The sequence below is a fragment of the Streptomyces sp. NBC_00576 genome (genome assembly GCF_036345175.1).
Lineage (GTDB): Bacteria > Actinomycetota > Actinomycetes > Streptomycetales > Streptomycetaceae > Streptomyces.
Map to the genome: position 1 here is coordinate 9,176,263 of NZ_CP107780.1, position 21,862 is coordinate 9,198,124.

Consider the following 21,862-nt stretch of genomic DNA (forward strand, 5'->3'; position numbering starts at 1 on the left):
GCGAGCGGACGACCAGGTTCGAACTGGCGACCTCAACCTTGGCAAGGTTGCGCTCTACCAACTGAGCTACGTCCGCGTGCCGTTTCGGTGCGCTCTCGCGTCCCGGCGACGAGTTGAACTCTAGCGGATTCCGGGGCCAGCACAAAAACGCGTTTGTGCAGCGTGCTGCGCTGTGCCCGCTCGAAGACATGGTCAGGGCACCCGCAGGACACCCGCCATAGACTCGGCGGTGTGTCCGATCTCGCTCCTCTCGCCCGCTTCGGCGGGCTCGTCGCCACCGGTCTCCTCGACGTCACCAGCGATCCCGCGGCCCTCGACTCCACCGGTTTCTGGGCCGTGTGCGCCGACTACGAGGGCCGTCTGACCTGCGCCCGCTTCCGCGACGTACGAGAGGAGCCGGTGCCCGCGCCGAGGTCGGGATCCGGGGAGTGGCGGGGGCCGACCGCCGGTGACTGGACGTCGTCCCTCGACCGCACCGCGTACACGGCGGGGGTGCGCCGGATCCGGGACCACATCGCGGCCGGCGAGGTCTATCAGGCGAACCTCTGCCGGGTACTGTCCGCGCCGGTCGCACCCGGCGCGGACGTGGACGCACTGACCTCGCTGCTCGCCCACGGCAACCCGGCACCGTATGCAGGAACGATCCGCCTGCCCGCGCACGGCGTCGAGATCGCCACCGCGTCCCCCGAACTCTTCCTCCGCCGCGGCGGCCGGACCGTCGAATCGGGTCCGATCAAAGGCACGGGACGCACCGAGGCGGACCTCCTGGAGAAGGACTACGCCGAGAACGTGATGATCGTGGACCTGGTCCGCAACGACATCGGGCGCGTCTGCGCGACAGGATCGGTGACCGTCCCCGAACTGTGCGTCGTCGAGAAGCACCCGGGGCTGGTCCACCTCGTGTCGACGGTACGGGGCGAGCTGCGCCCGGACATCGGCTGGCCGGAGCTGCTGGCGGCGGCCTTCCCGCCGGGCTCGGTCACCGGCGCGCCCAAGTCGAGCGCCCTGCGGATCATCGACGCCCTGGAGACCGCACCCCGAGGGCCGTACTGCGGAGGCATCGGCTGGGTCGACGCGGACCGGGGCACGGGCGAGCTGGCGGTCGGCATCCGCACCTTCTGGATCGACCGGGCCGACGGCACGCTGCGCTTCGGCACCGGAGCGGGCATCACCTGGGGTTCGGACCCCGAGGCGGAGTGGCGGGAGACCGAGCTGAAGGCGGCCAGGCTGCTCGCGGTAGCGTCGGGAGAGTACGAGGTGAGCGGTAGTGGAGAGGAATCGTTGACGTGAAGCTATGGCTCGACGGAGGGCTGCAGGACATCGAGTCCGCCCGCGTCTCCGTGTTCGACCACGGACTGACCGTGGGCGACGGCATCTTCGAGACGGTGAAGGCGGTCCACGGCCGGCCGTTCGCGCTCACCCGTCACCTGGACCGGCTGACCCGCTCGGCCCGCGGTCTCGGCCTGCCCGACCCCGACCTCGAGGAGGTCCGCCGCGCCTGTACGGCCGTACTCGACGCCAATCCGCTGCCGCTGGGCCGCCTGCGCATCACGTACACCGGTGGCCACGGCCCCCTCGGCTCCGACCGCGGGGAGCACGGCCCGACCCTGGTCGTCGCCGTCGGCGAATCCGCCCGGCGCCCCGACTCGACCGCCGTGATCACGGTCCCCTGGACGCGCAACGAACGTGGCGCCGTCGCCGGCCTGAAGACCACGTCGTACGCCGAGAACGTCGTCGCTCTCGCCAGGGCGCGCGAACAGGGCGCGTCCGAGGCGCTGTTCGGCAATACGGTCGGCCAGCTGTGCGAGGGGACGGGGTCGAACGTCTTCGTCGTCCTGGGCGGCGAGATCCACACCCCGCCGCTCGCCTCCGGCTGCCTCGCCGGCATCACACGCGCCCTTGTCGTCGAGTGGACGGGCGCCAAGGAGACCGACCTGCCGCTGGACGTCCTGGAAGGCGCCGACGAGATCTTCCTGACGTCCACGCTGAGGGATGTACAGGCCGTGCAGCGCGTCGACGACCGTCAACTCCCGGGCGTACCTGGTCCGGTGACCGCCAAGGCGATGCGGGTCTTCGACGAGCGGGCTGGGGACGACCTCGACCCCTGATCGAGGGGCAGGAACGAGAAATGCAGCACTGGTACGGCAATAATGAGGCTGCGCTCGGCCTCCCCAGCGGGTAGAACACCCCTGATGACCACCACCCTGCGGCCGACCGAGCCGCTGCAGCGCGAAGCCGACGGGACGCGATCACGCCGTTACCAGGTGTGCGTGAACAGCCGTCCCGTCGGCGAGATACACCTCGGCACCCATCCCACGTTCGGGGACTCGGTGGCGAAGATCCTGGGCCTCCGCATCGACGAACGCGACCGTCGGCGCGGCCGGGCCACAGTGGCCGCGCTCGCCGCGGAGGAGGTGGCGCGCGGCTGGGGCTGCCGGCGCATCGAGGCGTCCGTCCCCGGCGACGTACCGGCGGCGCTGCGGCTCGCGACCGCGCTCGGTTACGTGCTGCGCAACCGCCGTATGGACAAGACGCTCGGCGCCGCGCCACCCGAACTGCCCGCCGGGAGTCGTGGCCGGCCCATGACGGAGGCCGAGTTCGTGGTGTGGGAGGCGGCGGGCCGGCGGAGCTACGCGGAGAGCTGGATCGAGCGGGGCGTGCCGGAGGCGGAGGCGAACGCCAAGGCGAAACGGGACCACGAGCAGTTGCTGCCGCAGGGGGTGGCCAGCGAGGGCATGACGTTCAGCGTCCTGGAGCACGAGGGAACCCGGGTCGGCACCCTGTGGCTGGGCTCCCGTGAGGGCCTGGGCTTCGTCTACGACGTCGAGACCGACGCAGCACACCGGGGCAGAGGCCATGGCCGCGCCCTCATGCTCCTGGCGGAGGCCCAGTCGGTCGCGGCCGGTCGGCCGGCCGTCTCCCTGAACGTCTTCGCGGGCAACAGCCCGGCGGAACGGCTCTACGAGTCGTTGGGGTACGAGACGGTGGCCCACCACATGTACAAGGACCTGCTGTAGGCCGCCGACGACCGAGGGTCGATTCGACCGGCGTGGGCGTCAGGCCCCCTGCCCGGCCATCAGCCGGTCCACGATCTCCTCGATCCGTTCCCGCAGCCCTTCCTGGCTCTTGCCGCCATCGAGAAGCTCACCGGCGATGACGTACGTCGGCGTGCCGGTCACGCCGATGGCCTTGCCCTCGGCCTGATCGGCGTCGACGATCAGGATGTGCCGGCCGTCGATCAGTGCGGTGTCGAACTCCTCGGCGTCCAGGCCGAGTTCGCCGGCCACCTCGACCAGGAAGGGTTCGCCCCTACGGTCCAGTTCCTCGACCCGGGCGAGCACTGCCTCGACGTACGGCCATGCCTGCCCCTGCTCCGCCGCCTCCTCGGCGGCCTGCGCGGCGGCGAAGGCGTGCTTGTGCCGCTCCAGAGGGAAGTGCCGCAGCCGTACCTCCAGCCGGTCTCCGTAGCGGGCACGCAGGGTGCGTACGTCGTCCAGGGCGGTGCGGCAGTCCGGGCACTGGAGTTCGCACCAGACGTCGAGGACGGGGGCGGAGGCCGGGGCGGAAGGGGCAGCGGGCGCGGGGGAGGAGTCGCTCATGGGCACCAGTTTCCCAGCCGTGGCCCGGGCCGTCGTACGAGGGCACCGGACAGGGGACCGGGACCTGTGGAGGAGCCGACCCGGAGATGTCCCTGATGTCCGGCCGGAGCATGGCATCCAGGGGATCGGGCGGTGCAGGATGGAAGGGACGAAGCGCGTCTGCGCGACCGAACCCTGCCTGGAGGACCGGATGATTGCCGAGACCGTCTGTTCCGCTGTCTCCGTGGCCGGCCTGGGCATCGCGGTGGTCACGGCGTACCGCAAGCGTTTTCTCGCGGCGGCCCGTCTCGCCGCGTACTCGCTGGTCCCCGTCGGCCTGGTGATGACCGGAGTGGTCGGGTGGGTGGCCGACACCGCCTTCAGTCCCTCCGCCTGGGCGGGCTTCGGCGTGCTCGGTGGCGCCTGGCTGCTCTTCGCGACCACACGCGCGGTGGAGCGGCGAAGGGGCGGTGGCCGAAAGGAACGCGGGGAGATACAGGCCGCGCAGCGCGAGGCGGTGGCTCCGGCGGCCTCGGCGCCCTCGCTGGGGCAGGGCCGCGGCAAGGCCGCCCGCCCCGCGCCCCACCCGACGGCCGAGCCGCGCAGTGGTGGTGCCGGGGACGACTTCAGCGATATCGAGGCGATCCTGAAGAAGCACGGCATATGAAGACGCGCGGCGTATGACGGCATACGGCAGCTGACATGCTGAAACGACACAAACGGCCGGGAGGCGACGGAGGTCGCTCGGAAGCGATCATGACTCGCTGTGGACAATACGGAATTACGCGAACTACCGTGCATTCCGGGTGTGTTGATCGCGTCGAGGGTGTTGGCTGCGTCATCATCGCGGCGAGATGCTGGACACAACACAGAGCGAGGCCGTGCCGCCGAAGGACGAGCCGCGCGGGTGCCTCTTCGCCCTTTCCCAGCCACCGCTGATGATCTTCCTTGCGGTGATCGGGTGTCTGCTGCTCATGGCTTCGTTGCATGATCTGCTGTTGCTGTGAGCTGTACACGCCAGTCCCCGGCGCCACCCGCCGGGGGCTGCGTCAGCACCAGGGTCGGACCTTCTGTCCGTCAGCCCGCCGACTCCTTGCGGCGCGCCCGGTAGGCCGCCACATGAAGCCGGTTTCCGCAGGTGCGGCTGTCGCAGTAGCGGCGTGACCGGTTGCGGGAGACGTCGACGAAGGCATGCCGGCAGTCCGGGGCCTCGCAGCGCCGCAGTCGTTCCTGCTCGCCGGCGACCACGAAGAACGCCAGGGCCATCCCGCAGTCGGCGGCGAGGTGGTCAGCGATGGACGCGCCGGGGGCGAAGTAGTGCACGTGCCAGTCGTAGCCGTCGTGGTCGGTGAGCCGGGGCGTGGTGCCCGCCGCGGCGACCAGCTCGTTGATGAGCGCGGCGGCCGTCCGGGCGTCCTGGGCCGCGAACACCCCGGCGAACCGTCCGCGGATCCTGCGCACGGCGGCGAGATCGAACTCCGACAGCGTACCGATATCGCTTATGTTGTGCTTTCGTACGAAATCTCCGAGCGCGTCGACATCGGGCAGCGCGTCCGCCGTGTCGTCCTCCGGCGCGGTGTTCACCAGATCGACCACGGTGTCGAGGGCGCACCGGGTGTCGTGGGTGATCAGCACGTTGCTCTCCCTGGCCTGCCTGGGCGGTCGGGCGGGCACCCGCCCGCCGATGCTGGCCGATGGTAGTGGCTCACAGCGACGGAGGTGTGCGTCGGCTCCGGCGGGATCGGATGCGTCCGCCCAGGAAAGACACGCGGACGCACCGCCGCCGCCCCGCGGAAACCCGCGGGGCGGCGGCGGTGCGCCATATGCAGTTGTACTGACCCGAGCCGTCTCCCCGAGTGGACGGCGCCGGGCGGCTCAGTGGGGGCCTCGTCCTAGCTTTCCGCCAGGATGTGGGACAGCTCCTGGTCGAGGTCGAAGTGGCGGTGTTCCGTGCCGGGTGGCACAGCGGCGTCCGTTCGCTTCAGGAAGGACTCCAGGGCTCGTGCGGGGGCTTCGAGGAGGGCCTCGCCCTCCGGGGAGCTGAGGGCGATGCAGACAACGCCCTGACCGTGGCTCCGGGACGGCCAGACTCGGACGTCACCGGTACCGGTGGGTCGGTGGAGGCCCTCCGCGAGCAGGTCACGGGCGAACACCCACTCGACGGTTTCCTCGGCTCCGGTGTGGAAGGTGGCGTGCACGGCGTAGGGATCGGCCGTGTCATACCGCAGTCCTGCGGGAACGGGCAGTGAGGACTCGCTCGACACAACGAGGCGCAGGTGCAGCTCGCAGCTGACCGTGGTGTTCATAAGCGCCAAGGCCTTTCGCTCAGTGTGCGCTCGGGGATTCGCACGTCGGCGAAATCGACATGCCACCTACGGTGCCGTTGTAAACCCCTCTGAGTGTTTTGCGTGCCTTTACGTAACTCTTCCGGCCGAGAACCGGTTCGTCGGTTACGACCATTCCGGTGACCGGTTTCCGTCCGGTAGGGTTTGGCCGTATGAATACGGGGAGTGACAAGCCGGGTGAGGCTGTCGTGACACCAGAGGAGACCGGGGCCGGTGAGGCCGCGAACGAGCGGGAGCTCGGGTCGAGAGCGCCGGAATTCATCAAGGCGCGCCGCATGCTGCACGTGAGCTGGCAGGTCGGCGTATTCGTCGTGGGCCTCGCGGTGGTGGGCGCCGGCATCGTCATGCTGCCGCTGCCCGGGCCGGGCTGGCTGGTGATCTTCGGCGGTATGGCGATCTGGGCGACAGAGTTCGTCTGGGCCCAACTGGTGCTGCGCTGGACGAAGCGCAAGGTCACCGAGGCGACACAGCGCGCACTCGATCCCAAGGTGCGCCGCCGCAACATCATTCTGACGACGATCGGCCTGGTGATCGTGGCGGTTCTCGTCGGGATCTACGTCTGGAAGTTCGGGCTGGAAATGCCCTGGAAGATCAAGGACCAGTGATCCGGCGCGTGTCCGAGGCACCCCCTGACATGGGGTAATGTTCTCTCTGCGTCCGGGCGATTAGCTCAGTGGGAGAGCGCTTCGTTCACACCGAAGAGGTCACTGGTTCGAACCCAGTATCGCCCACCGGATCGAGTGCGGTCCGTGTCCATGGAAACGTGGACACGGACCGCACTTGTCGTTTCCGGGCAGGCTTCGGCGTATGTCGTGAAACGCCGACCGGCCCCGCCCGTGCAACCTGTCGGCTCCGCCGTGCACCCTTCCCGGGTCCCTCCAGCGCACCCTCTTGAGGCCGCTTCGCGCGACCCGTCAGGGCCACCCCGAGCACTCCGACGGGCGTCCTCCGGCACTCGTCGCCCCTTCCGTCGCCACTCCTTGAGCGCTGGCTCCCTCCGGCCTCAACTCCCCACCCTGTAGGCGCATTTCGGCCCGGTCCCAAATAAAATCGGGCGGCCCGCCGGTGTTCGACCAGCCGAACCCAACCGCCTCACCTGCAACGTCAACCTCCTTTGCGTGTGCGGGAGTCGACTCGCGCGCGCATCTCGCCCAGCCCGCTCACAGAAAAATCCTGTCCGAATCATTGACGCATTCCGAGGCCCTCCGTAGCTTGTGCCAGCAAGCGCTTACTTGAAACGATTCACGCAGGCGCCAACGACGTCGCGGGGAGGGCTCTACTGTGCCTAAGAACGGGAATGTTGAGAGGCGAACGATCCTCAAGGCGGCCGGCGCCTCGGCGGCCGCGCTGGGGCTGGCGGCAACGACCGGGTGCGGTGGTGACAGCGGTGCCGGGGACGGGAATGTGACGCTCCGTTATGCGTGGTGGGGCGGCGAACCGCGCACCATCGCCATCAAGAAGTCGATCGCGCTCTTCGAGAAGAAGTACCCGAAGATTAAGATCAAGCCCGAATTCACCGACTACGAGGCGTACTGGGAGAAGTTCCAGACCCAGGCCTCCGGCGGTAATCCCCCGGACGTTTTCCAGAATGCGGTCGGCTTCCTGCGCAAGTACGACAAGCGCGGCGTTCTGATGGATCTCAAGGCGCAGGCGGACGCCGGGAATCTCGACCTGGAAAACTTCCGAAACGGTGTTCTGGCGAACGGTCAGGTCGACGGCAAGCAGATCGGCATACCCGTCGGCGCCAACACCATGGCGCTCGTCATCGACGTCAAGGCCTTCGAGAGAGCGGGCGTGGAGGCGAAGTTCGGCTGGACCTGGGACGAGTACTTCGCCGCGCTGCAGAAGATCCAGGACAAGCTGAAGATCGCCGGTGACACCGGCTACTTCGCCATCATGTACCTCTACGACCTGTACCTGCGCCAGAACGGCAAGGCCTTCTTCACCGACACCGATCTCGGCTTCACCGAGGACGACCTCACGCAGTGGTGGACGGACGGCTACAAGCGGGTCAAGTCCGGGCTCGTCGCCGACCCGAAGAAGATCGAGCAGGCCAAGCCGAAGTCCGGACTTTCGGCGGGGCTCGCCGCGTCCGAATTCACCTGGGACAACTTCTCCATCCGTTACGAGGGCGAGGGAGAGTCCGACTACGGGCTTGCGCCGATCCCCACCACGGACGGCAAGGACACGGGCCAGTACCTCGGTTCACTGATGATGAGCGCCTTCTCCGGGACCAAGCATCCCAAGGAGGTCGCCCAGTTCATCAGCTTCATGGTCCACGACCCCGAGGTCGGCAAGATCATGGGCTACGACCGCGGCATCCTCTCCACCACCGAGCAGTTCGACGCGTTCAAGCCGACCGACCCCAACAACAAGGGCGTCGCGGCCTACGAGGACGAGGTCGCCAAGGCCGGCGTGCTCGGGAAGATCACCCCGCACCCTTCCGGCGCGGACGTCATCGAGGCGGCCTTCCTGCGCATCGGCGGTGAGGTCGCCCAGGGCAAGACCAAGCCGGCCGACGCCGCCAAGGCACTGTTCAGCGAGGCCAAGGCCGCGTTCGCGGGCTGAGGGGACGTACGACCATGACGCTCGTCAAAGAAGCGCCCGCGCCCCCGGCGAAGAAGCGGTCCGCCGCTCCTGCCGCCGGGCGGCGCGGGCGGCGCCGCGAGAATCTCGCCGGCTATCTCTTCATGTCGCCGTGGATCGCGGGGTTCCTGCTGCTCACGGCGGGGCCGATGATCGCGTCGCTCTACTACGCGTTCACCAGCTACAACCTGTTCACGCCGCCCAAATGGGTGGGGCTGGACAACTTCACGACGATGTTCCAGGACCCGCGCTGGCAGAAGTCGGTCGAGGTCACGCTGAAGTACGTCGTCGTGGCCACACCGCTGAAGCTGCTCCTCGCGCTCGGAGTGGCCATGCTGCTCGCGCAGAAGCGGCGCGGACAGGCCCTTTACCGGGCCGCGTTCTACATGCCGTCGCTCATCGGCGCCAGCGTCTCCGTGGGCTTCGTCTGGCGGGCACTGTTCTCCGACGACGCCGTCGTGGACCGTACGCAGAAGATCTTCGGGCTCGACGTCGGCGGCTGGATCGGCAACCCGGACTACGTCCTGTACGCCCTGGTGGCGCTGAGCATCTGGCAGTTCGGTGCGCCGATGGTCATCTTCCTGGCCGGGCTCAAGCAGGTGCCGCAGGAGCTGTACGAGGCCGCCGAGATGGACGGAGCCGGTCCCTTCCGGCGGTTCTGGAACATCACGTTGCCGATGATCTCCCCGGTGCTGTTCTTCAACGTGCTGCTGGAGTCCATCCACGCGTTCCAGGTGTTCGGCTCCGCCTATGTGGTCTCCGACAGCCGGTGCGGGCCCGCCGACGCCACCCTCGTCTACACCTGCTACCTCTACCAGAAGGGCTTCAAGGAGTCCCAGATGGGCTTCGCCTCCGCGATGGCCTGGACGCTGGTGATCGCGGTGGCACTTGTCACGGCGGTCTTGTTCTGGTCGCAGAAGAAGTGGGTGCACTACGAGGAGGCCGCCAAGTGACCAGTGCCACCAGCCCTGTTGCGAACACCGCGAACGAGCGGCGGCGTATCGGATCCCTCGCCTGGCACGTGGGCGCGCTTCTCGTGCTCGCGGTCGTCCTCTACCCGGTGATCTGGGTGCTCAGCGCCTCGTTCAAGCCGAGCAAGGACATCATCGCCAGCCTCGACCTGCTGCCCACCAAGCCGGTCTGGGCGAACTTCTCCGGGCTCGCCGACGGCATCTCCGGCATCTCCATCACCAGCTTCTTCACCAACTCGCTGATGTATGCGGGCCTGGCAGTGGTCGGCGTGGTGATCTCCAGCTCGCTGACCGCGTACGCCTTCGCCAAGATCCGGTTCGCCGGGCGGAACCTGCTGTTCACGCTGATGATCGGCACGCTGTTGCTGCCGTACCACGTGCTGCTCATCCCGCAGTACGTGCTGTTCCGCAACCTCGGCTACATCGACACGCTCGTGCCGCTCGTCGCAGGCAAGTTCCTCGCCACGGAGGCGTTCTTCGTCTTCCTGATGGTGCAGTTCATGCGCGGGCTGCCGCGCGAACTGGACGAGGCCGCCAAGCTCGACGGGTGCGGGCATCTGAGGACCTACTGGTCCATCGTGCTGCCACTGAGCCGGCCCGCCATCATCACCAGCGCCATCTTCACCTTCATCAACGCGTGGAACGACTTCATGGGGCCGTTGATCTACCTCAACACCCCCTCCAAGTACACCGTTTCGCTCGGCCTGATGATGTTCCGCGACCAGGAGGGCATCTCCAACTACGGCAGCATGATCGCCATGTCGCTGGTGGCTCTGGTGCCGGTCGTCGCCTTCTTCATGGCCTTCCAGCGCTACCTCATCGACGGTATGGCGACCTCCGGACTGAAGGGCTGAGGCGGTCACCATGGCCGAAACACGCGTGAAGGCACGCTCCGTGCGCAAGGAGTCCGTGTTCGGCGAGCGCTTCGCGGTCTTCGCCGAGTGTCTGCTCACCGGGGTGTGGATCGCCGTGGCCTGTCTCGGGGTCGTCACCTACCCCGCGGCCTTCGCCGCCGGCGCACGGCACCTGCGGCGTCGTACGACCCATGTGGGCGGCGGTTGGCGGGAGTTCGTCGCGGACTTCCGGGCGGCCGTGCGCGGTGGGTGGGCCGTCGGGCTCGTCGGCTGGGCGGTGGCCGGCGCGGTCTGGGTGGATGTCCTGGCCGCGCGGGCCGGGATTCCCGGGGGGCCGTTCGTCGGGGCCGTCGGCATCTTCGCGCTGATCGGACTCGCCGTGGCTCTGCTGCGGGCGGCGGCCGTCTGGACGCCGGGCGCCCCCTGGCGGGGGCTGCTCGCGGATGCCGGGCGCCGGACCGTGCGCGATCCCGCCGGGTCCTTCCTGGTCGTCTGCGGGCTGGCCGTCGTGGCGCTGTCCGCAGGGTTCCTTCCGCCGCTGGCGGTTCCCGTCCTCGGGGCCGTCGCGGCGGCGGCAGTCGCTGTGGAGGAGCGGTACCGGCACCGCTGACGGGCGGTGCCCTCGCACAAGGTCGGCGCCCCAGGGCGCCACACCTCTCTCTGTCATGCCCCTGACTACCCCTGCATCCGCACGGAAAGGAAAGGCTGGTCACTCATGTCTCCCATCCCCCGCAGGTCACTCCTCAAGGCCGCCGCAGTCGCCGGAGCCGCCGCGCAGTTCAGCTGGGCCCTAGGAGTGAAGGACGCGCAGGCCGCGCCCAGAGCAGCCGAGGCCGACGCCGATCCCGTGACCCTGGACTGGCTGGAGGACGGCGGCCTCGGCGCCGCACCCGGTTCCACGGTCGGCGTGCCCTGGCCGAAGGGCACCTACGACGCGGACCAGACCTTCGCGCTCACGGACGCCGCAGGCAAGGCCGTCCCCGTACAGTCCTGGCCACTCGCCTACTGGCCCGACGGAACCCTCAAGTGGACCGCCCACGCCGTGAGTTCGGGCGGCGCCGGGAAGCTGACGCTCGCCGCCGGGGCCCCCGAGGTGCCCACCGCGAAGGTCACCGTCGACAAGAGTGGCGGGACCATCGACATATCGACCGGAGTCATCACCGCACGTATCAGCAAGTCCGGCTCCACGCTGGTCAAGTCGGTGAAACGCGGCACCACCGAGATCGCGAAGAACGGGCGGCTCGTCCTCATCCGCCAGCCCGAGATCGAGGACGAGGACCAGGGAGCCACCAAGTTCGAGCGCTTCGACAGCGCTATCAGCAAGGTCGAGGTCGAACAGGACGGCCCGGTAAGGGCAGTTGTCCGCATCGACGGCAAGCACCGCAAGGGCAGCCGCAGTTGGCTCCCCTTCTCGATCCGCCTCTACTTCTACGCCGGCGCCGACTCCTTCCGCATGGTCCACACCATCACGTACGACGGCACCCAGGAGCCCGGCAAGGCCAGCGGCGACTTCATCCGCGGTATCGGGGTCCGCTTCAGCGTGCCGATGCGGGACGCCTCGTACGACCGGCACATCCGGATCGGCGGCGACGGCACCGGACTGCTGCGCGAGGCCGTCAAGGGCATCACCGGGCAGCGGCGCGACCCCGGAGCGGCCGTCCAGGCCGCCCAGTTCGCGGGGGAGAAGCTGCCCGACCCCTCGACCTGGGACCAGCGCGTCACCACCCGCCTCCAGTACATCCCCGAGTGGGGCGACTACACCCTCTCCCAGCTCTCCGCCGACGGCTTCACCCTGCGCAAGCGCACCAAGAAGGGACACGGCTGGATCGCCGCCGGCGGCGGCAAGCGGGCCTCCGGGTTCGGTTACGTCGGCGGGGCGAGCGGCGGATTCTCCTTCGGCCTGCGGGACTTCTGGGAGAAGCACCCCGCCCAGCTCGACATCCGCGACGCCCAGACCGACGAGGCCGAGGTCACCCTCTGGCTCTGGTCGCCCGAGGCCCAGCCCATGGACCTGCGCTTCTACCACGACGGCATGGGCCAGGACACGTATGCGAAGCAGCTCGAAGGCCTCAACATCACCTACGAGGACTACGAACCCGGCTTCGGCACCCCCTACGGCATCGCCCGCACCTCCGAACTCCTTTTCTGGGCCAACGAGTCGACCCCGACCCCCGAGAAACTCGCCGAACAGGTCGAAGCGGTACGGGTGCTGCCGCAGCTCGCCGCCCCGCCCAAGCAGCTCATCAAGGCCCAGGTCTTCGGCCCGGGACTGTACTCCGAGCCCGACCGTTCCACGCCCGCCAAGGCCAAGATCGAGGACCACCTCGACTTCCTCTTCACCTACTACAAGGAACAGGTGGAGATGCGCCGTTGGTACGGCTTCTGGGACTACGGCGACATCATGCACTCGTACGACCCCGCCAGGCACCAATGGCGCTACGACGTCGGCGGCTACGCCTGGGACAACTCCGAGCTCTCGCCGGATCTCTGGCTCTGGTTCGCGTACTTGCGCTCCGGCCGCGCCGACATCTTCCGCTTCGCCGAGGCGATGACCCGCCACACCGGCGAGGTCGACGTCTACCACCTCGGACAGTGGGCCGGCCTCGGCACCCGGCACGGCGTGCAGCACTACGCCGACAGCGCCAAGCAGCAGCGCATCGCCAACACCACCTACCGCCGCTACTACTACTTCCTCACCGGTGACGAACGCGTCGGCGACCTCATGCACGCCAACGTCGACTCCGACGAGACGTTCCTCGCCCTGGACCCGCTGCGCAAGATCCGCACCGAGCCGTACACACCCGACCGGCACGCCCTGTCGATCGGCTTCGGCACCGACTGGAGCGGGCTCGTGTCGGCCTGGCTGACCGAGTGGGAGCGCAAGGGCCCCAAGTGGGAGAAGGCCAAGGCGCGCGTGCTGTCCACCATGGAGACCATCGCCGCCCAGCCCAACGGGTTCGTCCAGGGCAGCGGGCTGTACGACCTCGACACCGGGAAGTTCGCGGTCGCCGCAGCGCCCGTGGTCGGTGTCTCGCACCTCTCCGCGGTCTTCGGACTCAACGAACTGTGCGCCGAACTCATCGACCTCGTCGAGATGCCCAAGTTCAAGGAGGCGTACCTCGACTACTGCCGCTACTTCAACGCCACCAAGGCCGAACAGGCGGCCCGCTACGGCTCCAACTTCGGCACCCTGCTCCTCTTCCAGGGCCACTCACGACTCGACGCGTACGCGGCCGTGCAGACCGGTGACGCGAAGCTCGTCACGCGCGCGTGGGACAAGTTCTACAACTCCGACGGCTACAAGGAGTCGGCCCCCTGGAAGACCGAGCCGGTGAGCGGTCCGGTCACCCTCGTCCCGGGCAGCGAGGCCAACTGGGTGTACACCAACGACACCGCCCTCTACGGCCTCGCCGCCATCGAGAACCTCGCCCTGCTGGGCCACAAGATGCCCTCGTAACCGGAACACGGGTGCCCGCCCTCGCCGCGTACCGCGCGGCGAGGGCGGGAACACGGGCACACTCCACTCATGGACTGGAGCCATTACCGCTTCCGCACCCTGTGGACCCTGGCCGCGCCACCCGCCGCCGTGTACGAGGCCCTGGAGCAGGCCGAGGACTACCCCCGCTGGTGGCCGCAGGTACGCGAGGTCGACCGCATCGACGACAGCAGCGGAGTCGTCCGCATCCGCTCCCTGCTCCCCTACGACCTGACCTTCACCGCCCGCGAGGTGCGCCGCGACCCGGCGGCCGGAATCCTGGAGATCACCATGAGCGGCGACCTCGACGGCTGGGCGCGCTGGACACTCACCTCTGCCGGCTCCGGCACCCTCGCTCGCTACGACCAGGAAGTGGACGTCACCAAGCCGCTGATGCGCCGCCTCGCCGTGCCCGGACGGCCCCTCTTCCGCGCCAACCACGCCCTGATGATGCGCGCGGGACGGCGCGGACTGACCGCACACCTTCAAGCGGTTTGAACGAAGCCCGCCCGGACCTGTATTGTTCGGTGCGTTCCCGGGCGATTAGCTCAGTGGGAGAGCGCTTCGTTCACACCGAAGAGGTCACTGGTTCGAACCCAGTATCGCCCACCGGGAGAAAGCCGGTCCGTCATAGACGGACCGGTTTTTTTCATGCTCTTCTCGTGCCTTTCATGCTCCTTTCGTGCCTACGGTCATGCCGCCGCCGGCATCTCCGGACGCAGCGGCCACGCCGGATCGACCGCCTCCGGCGCACCGCTCTTCGCGAACCACGCCTGCAGGCCGCGCGCCTGCGCCGCGTGCCACACCGCCTGGAGCGTGTGCAGTTCGGCGGGGGAGAGGCGCTCCAGCCGCGTCGCGAAACGGCGCCCGACCGCCCGTACGACCTCCAGCGAGGCCATCGCGTCCGCCGCCGCGTCATGGGCGCCCTCCAGTGCGACGCCATAGTGCGCGCACAGGTCCGTGAGGGTGCGGCGGCCCTTGCGGTAGCGGTCCAGATGCTTGTCCAGGACCCGGGGGTCCAGCACGAGCAGCGGTGTCGACTCGAACCAGCGGTCGAGCGACGAGGCGCGATGGCGGCGCAACTCCCGGTCCAGCATGGTCAGATCGAAGGGCGCGTTCATGATGACCAGCGGGCGGCCCGCCGCGGCCTGTTCCGCCAGCGCCCGGGCTATCTCCTCCACCACAGGGGACGGCCAGCGGCCGTTGCGCTGCAGATGTTCGTCCGTCAGCCCGTGCACCGCCGTCGCCGAAGCGGGCACGGGCACACCCGGGTTGATCAGCCAGCGGCTGACCCGCGGCCGGATGGCCGGACCTTCCTGGACCACGACGGAAGCCGACACGATCCGGTCGGTCTCGACATCCACACCCGTGGTCTCCGTGTCGAACGCGGCCAAGGGGCCCTCGTACCAGCACGTCATACCTATACAACTCCTCGTTCACCCACGGCAGCTGACGCACCGTCTTCTGCCCGTTTGGTGATACCCGGGCTGTTTGCGCCGTACGCCGGAAGGAGACAACAGAGGTACAGGTTTACGCACTTCAATGGCCTGTCATGGGAATTCAACTGGTTTGGAAGGCATTTGGTCATGGCGATAGCGCAGCCCGAACGGGGCGGGCTGCTGCCCGAGCGGACGGCACCCCATCGAGGCAACCTCGCCACCACCGCCTGCATGGAGACACTGCAGGTGGGCTATCTGCACGCCGTCGCCGCGGCGGCCGGCTGCTCGCTCTCCCAGCCGTTCCCCGACAACGGCATCGACTGGCACGTCAGCCACGGCGCCCCCGGGCACACGGTCGACGACGAGGTCACCATCAAGGTCCAGCTGAAGTGCACCTACCAGATCGCACCGAACCCGCCGGGCCCGTACTTCTCCTTCACGCTCGACAACGCGCACCTGACGAAACTCGCCCGCACCCCGGTCTCGGTGCACAAGATCCTGGTCGTGATGCTCGTACCGCGCTCGCAGGACGACTGGCTGCGCGCCGGCCACGACCGCCTCGACCTGCGGCACTGCTGCTACTGGATCAACCTGGCCGGCCAGCGAACAACCGGCCGGCATCGGACCACCGTGCGGATACCGACCTCACGCATCTTCGACGACCGCGCGCTCTGCGAGATCATGACGCGCGTCGGGACGGGAGGCAGACCGTGACGCACCGGCCCACCGAGAACCCCCTGCGGCCCGTCCGGCCGCACCCCGTGGACACCCCCTGGCACGACGAACCGCCCGCGCCGGAACAGGTCGACCCCGCGGTGCTCGGCGCCCTTCTGCGGCGGCACGGCTGGCAGCGGCGCGGGGGAGCCGTCGGGCGGTACGGTCGCTGGACCCCACCCGGGCCCGGTGGCCACGGCACGAGCCTCCTCGTGCCCGAGAGCCGGGCCTTCCCCGACAGCGACGACCTGCTCGCCGAGGCCCTCCTCGCACTCACCCGCAACGGATCACCCGCCGCCCGCGAGGTGCTCGTCGCCCTCGCCGTACCCAGCGACGAGATCCGCTGGTGGCGAGACGTCCCGACCGGCCCGGCCGGCGTCGCCTCCTGGCCCGTCGAGGAACAGCTGCGCTCGGCCGCCCGCCGGATGATGCTCGCCGGAGCGCTCGCCACGCGCGCGCGTGCCGGCTACTACGGCGCCCGCCATCGCAGGACCGCCGACGCCCTCCTCGAACACGTCCTCGTCGGCGCCGCTCCCGCAGGACGCAGCCTCACCGCGTTCGTCCCCGTCGGCACGGGCCGCCCCCTCGCCGTACGGCTCCATCAGGCCTTGTACGCGGCCCGCGAAGCCATCGACTACCACCGGGCCACCGGCGGCATGGACGCCTTCGACGGCGCCGTCGAGGCAGGCGTCAGCCACGAGCTGACGGAGGCCCTCGTCGCCCTCGTGCGCGGTACAGAGGGCGCCCGGATCTCCGTCGAGTGGGCACCCGGCGCGGAGGTCCCGGAGGGCTGCTCGGCCGGCGCCGAACCCGTGGAGTTCTCACCGGGCGACCTGCCCGCCCTGCGCGCGGCCGGCTCCCGGTATCTGCGCGAGGAGCCGTCGGTGCCGGTCCGGATCACCGGCACGGTGGTACGGATGCGCAGGTCGGGGCCGCGAGGGGAGGGCGCCGTACGCCTGCGGGTGCTGGCCGGTGCCGAGATCCCGCACGTCAGGATGACGTTGGACGAGGAGGCGTACCGGATCGCCGGGCACGCTCATCTGATCGGGCTGCCGGTACGGGTGCACGGCCGGCTGGAGAGCCGGGGCGGCTTCCGGCGGCTGACCCAGGCCTCCGGGGTCGTACCCGTGCAGGTCGACGAGGCTGAGCGGGACCGGTTGATGAAGTCCCTGCAGGAGAACCTCGATTTCTTCGAGGAGGCGTGCAGCGGGGACGACTGAGAGGGGCGGTGACGAGGGCTTCCCGTTATCTGTTTCGCGGTGGGTGGGGCTGGGTCGGTACGATCCTTAACTGCGCGCGCTCTCGGTATGGCGCCGCACCCACCTGCAGTCAGGAGAGACCGGTGTCAGACGTCCGTGTGATCATCCATCGCGATTCCGAGCGGGAAGAGCGCGTGGTGACGACGGGGACTACGGCCGCCGACCTCTTCGCCGGCGAACGTTCGATCGTCGCCGCGCGGGTGGGCGGGGAGCTCAAGGATCTCGCGTACGCGGTGGCGGACGGCGAGGAGGTCGAGCCCGTCGAGATCTCCTCCGAGGACGGCCTCAACATCCTGCGCCACTCCACCGCCCACGTCATGGCCCAGGCCGTGCAGGAACTGTTCCCCGAGGCCAAACTCGGTATCGGCCCGCCGGTCAAGGACGGCTTCTACTACGACTTCGACGTCGAGAAGCCGTTCACGCCCGAGGATCTCAAGGCCGTCGAGAAGAAGATGCAGGAGATCCAGAAGCGGGGGCAGCGGTTCTCGCGGCGGGTCACCACCGACGAGGCCGCTCGCGAGGAGCTGGCCGGCGAGCCGTACAAGCTCGAGCTCATCGGCCTGAAGGGCAATGCCGCGCAGGCCGCCGAGGGCGCGGACGCCGAGGTCGGTGTCGGCGAGCTGACCATCTACGACAACATCGACGCCAAGACCGGTGATCTGTGCTGGAAGGACCTCTGTCGCGGTCCCCACCTGCCCACCACCCGCAACATCCCGGCGTTCAAGCTGATGCGCTCCGCCGCCGCGTACTGGCGGGGCAGCGAGAAGAACCCGCAGCTCCAACGCATCTACGGCACCGCGTGGCCGACCAAGGAGGAGCTGAAGGCGTACCTGGACTTCCTGATCGAGGCCGAGAAGCGCGACCACCGCAAGCTCGGTGCCGAGCTGGACCTCTTCTCCATCCCGGAGGAGCTGGGCTCCGGCCTGGCGGTCTTCCATCCCAAGGGCGGCATCGTCCGCCGCGAGATGGAGACCTACTCGCGCAAGCGCCACGAGGACGCGGAGTACGAGTTCGTCAACACCCCGCACATCTCGAAGGAACAGCTCTTCGTGACCTCGGGGCACCTGCCGAACTACGGGGACGCGATGTTCCCGCCGCTGGAGTTCGACGGGCAGAACTACCGCCTCAAGGCGATGAACTGCCCCATGCACAACCTCATCTTCAAGGCGCGCGGCCGTTCCTACCGCGAACTCCCGCTGAGGCTCTTCGAGTTCGGCACGGTCTACCGCTACGAGAAGTCGGGCGTCGTGCACGGCCTGACCCGCGCTCGTGGGTTCACTCAGGACGACTCGCACATCTACTGCACCAAGGACCAGATGGCGAGCGAGCTGGACTCGCTGCTCACCTTCGTCCTCGACCTGCTGCGCGACTACGGCCTGAACGACTTCGAGCTGGAGCTGTCCACCCGCGACGACTCCCCGAAGTTCATCGGTGAGGACGCCGAGTGGGAGGAGGCCACCGACGCGCTGCGCCAGGCCGCCGACAAGCAGGGACTCCCGCTGGTTCCCGATCCGGGCGGCGCCGCCTACTACGGCCCGAAGATCTCCGTCCAGGCCAAGGACGCCATCGGCCGCTCCTGGCAGATGTCCACCATCCAGGTCGACTTCCAGCAGCCCAAGCGGTTCGGCCTGGAGTACACGGCCGCGGACGGCTCCAAGCAGCAGCCCGTCATGATCCACCGCGCGCTGTTCGGCTCGATCGAGCGGTTCTTCGCGGTGCTCCTCGAGCACTACGCGGGCGCGTTCCCGGCGTGGCTGGCGCCCGTGCAGGCGGTCGGCATCCCGATCGGGGACGGGCACGTGGAGTATCTGCAGAGGTTCGCCGCCGAGGCGAAGAAGCAGGGGCTGCGGGTCGAGGTGGACTCGTCGTCCGACCGCATGCAGAAGAAGATCAGGAACGCCCAGAAGCAGAAGGTGCCGTTCATGGTCATCGTCGGCGACGACGACATGAACGGTGACACGGTGTCCTTCCGCTACCGGGACGGTTCGCAGGAGAACGGCATCCCCTTCGCGGACGCTCTCGCGAAGATCGCGAAGGTCGTGGAGGAGCGGGCGCAGGTCTGAGTCCGGCAGTCGCGGTGCGGGCCTTCGGGAAGCTCGGCTTCCCGGAGGCCTTTCCCCTGCTTCTCCACTGTTCGCCCCGGCGACACGCTCCCCACAGGCGAAGCAATATGCTGCATGGCATGACGAGTGAGCCGGAGCAGCAGATCGGAGTCGGGACGCAGGACGCGTTTCAGCGCCTGTGGACGCCTCACCGGATGGCGTACATCCAGGGCGAGAACAAGCCGACCGGTCCAGGTGCCGACGACGGCTGTCCCTTCTGCTCGATCCCGGCCAAGTCCGACGAGGACGGCCTCATTCTCCGGCGCGGCGAGCAGGTCTACGCGGTGCTCAATCTGTACCCGTACACGGGCGGCCACCTGATGGTCGTGCCGTACCGGCATGTCGCCGACTACACGGACCTGACGGACTCCGAGACCGCCGAACTGGCCGAGTTGACCAAGCAGGCGATGACGGCCCTGCGTCGGGCGTCCGGCGCGCACGGGTTCAACATCGGGATGAACCAGGGCACGGTGGCGGGCGCGGGCATCGCGGCCCACCTGCACCAGCACATCGTTCCGCGCTGGGGCGGCGACACGAACTTCATGCCGGTGGTCGGCCACACGAAGGTGCTGCCGCAGCTGCTGGGCGACACGAGGAAGATGCTGGCGGAGGCATGGCCCTCGAACACAGGCCCAGGCATCCCCAGCCCGTCCGGCGTTTGAGGACAAGGCCCGTTCAGGGCCGTAGGGGGGTCTGGGGGCGCAGCCCCCAGTGACGGCCACCCCCCACCGACCCGCCACTGCCCAACCGCCGGACGCCTACGCGTCGTAGGCGTCTGCCTTGCGGGGCATCGGATCCTGTACCGCCGTACTGAGGAACGACGACCGGCTGCCGAACTTCTCCGTGTCCACGCCGTTCTCCTCCAGGACCTTGATCGCCGCCGCGTGCACGACCCGCAGCACTGGCGTGGCCGCCCGCAGGACGTCGTCGGCCATGAACCGGTGCGGCCAGGGCTGATCCGCCCAGGAGTGCCGCAGGCCGAACGGCTCCGGCAGGCTCAGTGAGCCGCCCAGCCAGTTCAGCAGCGGCGGGTACCAGGTGAGAGCTGCGCGCGCGGTGAGGCGTACGACCTCGTCGGCGTCGACCAGCGGCAGCTTCACCTTCCGGGTCTCCCAGAACCTCACCGACTTCTGCACCTCCTTCTCCTTCGCCGCGGGTTTGCTGGTGAAGAGGGAGTGCACCGGACCGAGCGCGTGTCCGGTCAGTTCGATGCGCAGCGTCTCGTGCAGCACGGTCACCGTGATGAGCATGGTGATGATCAACTGCCCGCTCCACAGCGTCCACTGGACCCCGAGGTAGTGCCGCTGGCCGTCGCCGAACTGCTGCTTGTTGCAGATGTCCTGTATGGCGTGGTTCTTGATCAGGTAGGCGTCCACGTCCGTGCCGGTCGGCCGGGAGACCTCCGTGGCGCCCGCGCCGACGGGCGTGACGATCCAGTGCTTCAGAGTCGGCTTCGGGAACCCGCCGGTGTTGAGCGGGCCGCGTTCCAGCATGCGCAACTGGTCGTGGATCGAACGTATGACGTCCCAGCTGCGGAAGGGGTGGATCTCCTTGGCCGCGTCGCGGGGGACCAGGTTTTCGGCGAGCTGCCAGCTGCCCCACCGCGTGCCCATGCCGAGTATGCCCTTGTGTCCGGCGTAGAAGACGGAGTTGGACTGCTGCTCGGCGCTGAGCCGGGCCAGTTCCTTGCGCAGATGTTCGGCGGCGGTCTCGCCGGGGCTGCCGGGGACCGCCTCGGGGATCTTGGCCCCGACGCCACCGCCGGAGAGCAGGGCGTCCCAGCGCTCGCGCAGGTCCTTCGCGGTGCGCTCGCAGATCTGCTTGGCCCACAGCCAGCCGACGACCGGCAGGACCAGGCATGCGCGTGCGTACAGGGCCCAGAAGCCGGTGAACGGCATCTTGATCAGGAAGATCACCGCGAAGGCGCCGACGGCGACGAGCAGGGTGGTGGCGAGCGCGGAGGCCCGCTTGTCCTCGCGTTTGGCGATGTTCGCGCGGCCGACGAAGACCAGCAGCCAGAGCAGGAGCCCGGGGAGGAAGAGCACCCCGCACAGCACCATCACCGCGGAGAGCCAGTTGTCGCGGTCCCGCCGGATGCGGTGCGCCGCGAGGGCGTGCTCGACCACGACCTGCGGCTCGGTGCCGAAGGACTGGATCAGGGGCTTGCGGCCGGCGCCAAGCATGCGGTCGATCACGGCTCGGGAGAAGGCCTCACCGAGCTTGGGCCGGAAGATCGTGGCCCATTTGCCCCGGGGTCCCTTCACCGTCGACTTGTGCCACTCGTTGTCGGCTTCGAGGATCTTCGTGACCTCGTCGTCCTCCCGGTAGGCCGCCGAGGCCAGCGCGAAGGTCGCCGCCGTCTGGCCTGCGGAACCCGACAGGGGCACCTGAGCCCCGGGACTGAAATCGAAACCGTCGTCCGCCACTGTGCCGCCCCCTCGCCGCCGTACCCGCTTCTGCGGCCTTCCCGACTTCCTTGCTCCGCACACCTGTTGAACAGGTCATCACGTTGATCGAGTCACAACTTGATCAGGTGATC

Annotated in this window: 21 protein-coding genes and 3 tRNA genes; 18 read left to right on the forward strand and 6 right to left on the reverse strand. The window is 68.7% G+C overall.

Annotated elements, in window-relative coordinates:
• Nucleotides 1-3 precede the first annotated feature (3 nt).
• A tRNA-Gly gene (locus tag OG734_RS40040) sits at nt 4-76 on the reverse strand.
• Between the two features lie 155 nt (nt 77-231).
• Here OG734_RS40040 and OG734_RS40045 point away from each other — a divergent pair.
• The 3 genes from OG734_RS40045 (at nt 232) to OG734_RS40055 (ending at nt 3,017) form a co-directional block, all read left to right on the forward strand.
• Nucleotides 232-1,290: a chorismate-binding protein gene (locus OG734_RS40045; protein ID WP_330292302.1), complete on the forward strand. Its 1,059-nt coding sequence runs from the start codon at nt 232-234 to the stop codon at nt 1,288-1,290.
• A complete protein-coding gene (locus OG734_RS40050; protein ID WP_330292303.1) occupies nt 1,287-2,108 on the forward strand; it encodes an aminotransferase class IV in 822 nt (273 codons plus the stop codon). The genes OG734_RS40045 and OG734_RS40050 overlap by 4 nt, the downstream gene beginning before the upstream one ends.
• An 84-nt stretch (nt 2,109-2,192) precedes the next feature.
• Entirely contained in the window at nt 2,193-3,017 is an 825-nt protein-coding gene (locus OG734_RS40055; RefSeq protein ID WP_330292304.1) for a GNAT family N-acetyltransferase, read from the forward strand.
• A 39-nt stretch (nt 3,018-3,056) separates the two neighbouring features.
• On the opposite strand, the gene OG734_RS40060 is transcribed toward OG734_RS40055, so the two are convergent.
• Nucleotides 3,057-3,599, reverse strand: a complete 543-nt coding sequence (locus OG734_RS40060) for a DsbA family protein (protein ID WP_330292305.1) — start codon at nt 3,597-3,599, stop codon at nt 3,057-3,059.
• Nucleotides 3,600-3,789: 190 nt separating this feature from the next.
• Between OG734_RS40060 and OG734_RS40065 the strand changes: the two genes are divergently transcribed.
• Nucleotides 3,790-4,245 carry a hypothetical protein gene (locus OG734_RS40065; RefSeq protein ID WP_330292306.1) on the forward strand — a complete coding sequence of 152 codons (456 nt, stop codon included), beginning with the start codon at nt 3,790-3,792 and terminating at the stop codon, nt 4,243-4,245.
• Nucleotides 4,246-4,432: 187 nt separating this feature from the next.
• Nucleotides 4,433-4,585 carry a hypothetical protein gene (locus OG734_RS40070; RefSeq protein ID WP_006375961.1) on the forward strand — a complete coding sequence of 51 codons (153 nt, stop codon included), beginning with the start codon at nt 4,433-4,435 and terminating at the stop codon, nt 4,583-4,585.
• Nucleotides 4,586-4,655: 70 nt separating this feature from the next.
• Here the strand turns inward: OG734_RS40070 and OG734_RS40075 are convergent, their stop codons facing one another.
• Complete coding sequence (locus OG734_RS40075) at nt 4,656-5,213, reverse strand: CGNR zinc finger domain-containing protein (protein WP_330292307.1); 558 nt, start codon at nt 5,211-5,213, stop codon at nt 4,656-4,658.
• Nucleotides 5,214-5,470: 257 nt separating this feature from the next.
• A complete protein-coding gene (locus OG734_RS40080; protein ID WP_004002642.1) occupies nt 5,471-5,884 on the reverse strand; it encodes an SsgA family sporulation/cell division regulator in 414 nt (137 codons plus the stop codon).
• A 191-nt stretch (nt 5,885-6,075) separates the two neighbouring features.
• Between OG734_RS40080 and OG734_RS40085 the strand changes: the two genes are divergently transcribed.
• The 9 genes from OG734_RS40085 to OG734_RS40125 all read left to right on the forward strand — a co-directional run bounded on the left by OG734_RS40085 (nt 6,076) and on the right by OG734_RS40125 (nt 14,418).
• Nucleotides 6,076-6,528 (forward strand): TIGR02611 family protein, encoded by a 453-nt coding sequence (locus OG734_RS40085; protein WP_330293958.1) that lies wholly within the window; start codon nt 6,076-6,078, stop codon nt 6,526-6,528.
• Nucleotides 6,529-6,582: 54 nt separating this feature from the next.
• Nucleotides 6,583-6,654 (forward strand) — tRNA-Val (locus OG734_RS40090).
• Between the two features lie 550 nt (nt 6,655-7,204).
• Entirely contained in the window at nt 7,205-8,491 is a 1,287-nt protein-coding gene (locus OG734_RS40095; protein ID WP_330292308.1) for an ABC transporter substrate-binding protein, read from the forward strand.
• A 14-nt stretch (nt 8,492-8,505) separates the two neighbouring features.
• The gene (locus OG734_RS40100) at nt 8,506-9,462 is read left to right on the forward strand and encodes a carbohydrate ABC transporter permease (protein WP_330292309.1); all 957 of its coding nucleotides are present in this window, start codon (nt 8,506-8,508) and stop codon (nt 9,460-9,462) included.
• Nucleotides 9,459-10,334: a carbohydrate ABC transporter permease gene (locus OG734_RS40105; RefSeq protein ID WP_330292310.1), complete on the forward strand. Its 876-nt coding sequence runs from the start codon at nt 9,459-9,461 to the stop codon at nt 10,332-10,334. Before OG734_RS40100 ends, OG734_RS40105 begins: the two co-directional genes overlap by 4 nt.
• Before the next feature lie 10 nt (nt 10,335-10,344).
• Complete coding sequence (locus tag OG734_RS40110) at nt 10,345-10,944, forward strand: hypothetical protein (protein WP_330292311.1); 600 nt, start codon at nt 10,345-10,347, stop codon at nt 10,942-10,944.
• Nucleotides 10,945-11,049: 105 nt separating this feature from the next.
• Nucleotides 11,050-13,791 (forward strand): exo-rhamnogalacturonan lyase family protein, encoded by a 2,742-nt coding sequence (locus OG734_RS40115; protein ID WP_330292312.1) that lies wholly within the window; start codon nt 11,050-11,052, stop codon nt 13,789-13,791.
• 69 nt (nt 13,792-13,860) lie between these two features.
• Nucleotides 13,861-14,307, forward strand: a complete 447-nt coding sequence (locus tag OG734_RS40120; RefSeq protein WP_330292313.1) for an SRPBCC family protein — start codon at nt 13,861-13,863, stop codon at nt 14,305-14,307.
• Nucleotides 14,308-14,346: 39 nt separating this feature from the next.
• Nucleotides 14,347-14,418: transfer RNA gene (locus OG734_RS40125), tRNA-Val, on the forward strand.
• Between the two features lie 83 nt (nt 14,419-14,501).
• On the opposite strand, the gene OG734_RS40130 is transcribed toward OG734_RS40125, so the two are convergent.
• Nucleotides 14,502-15,227, reverse strand: coding sequence for a 3'-5' exonuclease (locus tag OG734_RS40130; protein ID WP_330292314.1), 726 nt, complete (start codon nt 15,225-15,227; stop codon nt 14,502-14,504).
• Nucleotides 15,228-15,395: 168 nt separating this feature from the next.
• Between OG734_RS40130 and OG734_RS40135 the strand changes: the two genes are divergently transcribed.
• From OG734_RS40135 to OG734_RS40150, 4 genes are all read left to right on the forward strand, one after another.
• Nucleotides 15,396-15,962: a DUF4365 domain-containing protein gene (locus OG734_RS40135; RefSeq protein WP_330292315.1), complete on the forward strand. Its 567-nt coding sequence runs from the start codon at nt 15,396-15,398 to the stop codon at nt 15,960-15,962.
• The gene (locus tag OG734_RS40140; protein WP_330292316.1) at nt 15,959-17,182 is read left to right on the forward strand and encodes a hypothetical protein; all 1,224 of its coding nucleotides are present in this window, start codon (nt 15,959-15,961) and stop codon (nt 17,180-17,182) included. The genes OG734_RS40135 and OG734_RS40140 overlap by 4 nt, the downstream gene beginning before the upstream one ends.
• A gap of 122 nt (nt 17,183-17,304) precedes the next feature.
• Nucleotides 17,305-19,284, forward strand: a complete 1,980-nt coding sequence (thrS, locus tag OG734_RS40145) for a threonine--tRNA ligase (protein ID WP_330292317.1) — start codon at nt 17,305-17,307, stop codon at nt 19,282-19,284.
• Between the two features lie 107 nt (nt 19,285-19,391).
• Nucleotides 19,392-19,985 (forward strand): HIT family protein, encoded by a 594-nt coding sequence (locus tag OG734_RS40150; RefSeq protein ID WP_330292318.1) that lies wholly within the window; start codon nt 19,392-19,394, stop codon nt 19,983-19,985.
• Between the two features lie 96 nt (nt 19,986-20,081).
• Here the strand turns inward: OG734_RS40150 and OG734_RS40155 are convergent, their stop codons facing one another.
• Nucleotides 20,082-21,749, reverse strand: coding sequence for a hypothetical protein (locus OG734_RS40155; protein WP_330292319.1), 1,668 nt, complete (start codon nt 21,747-21,749; stop codon nt 20,082-20,084).
• Between the last annotated feature and the right edge of the window lie 113 nt (nt 21,750-21,862).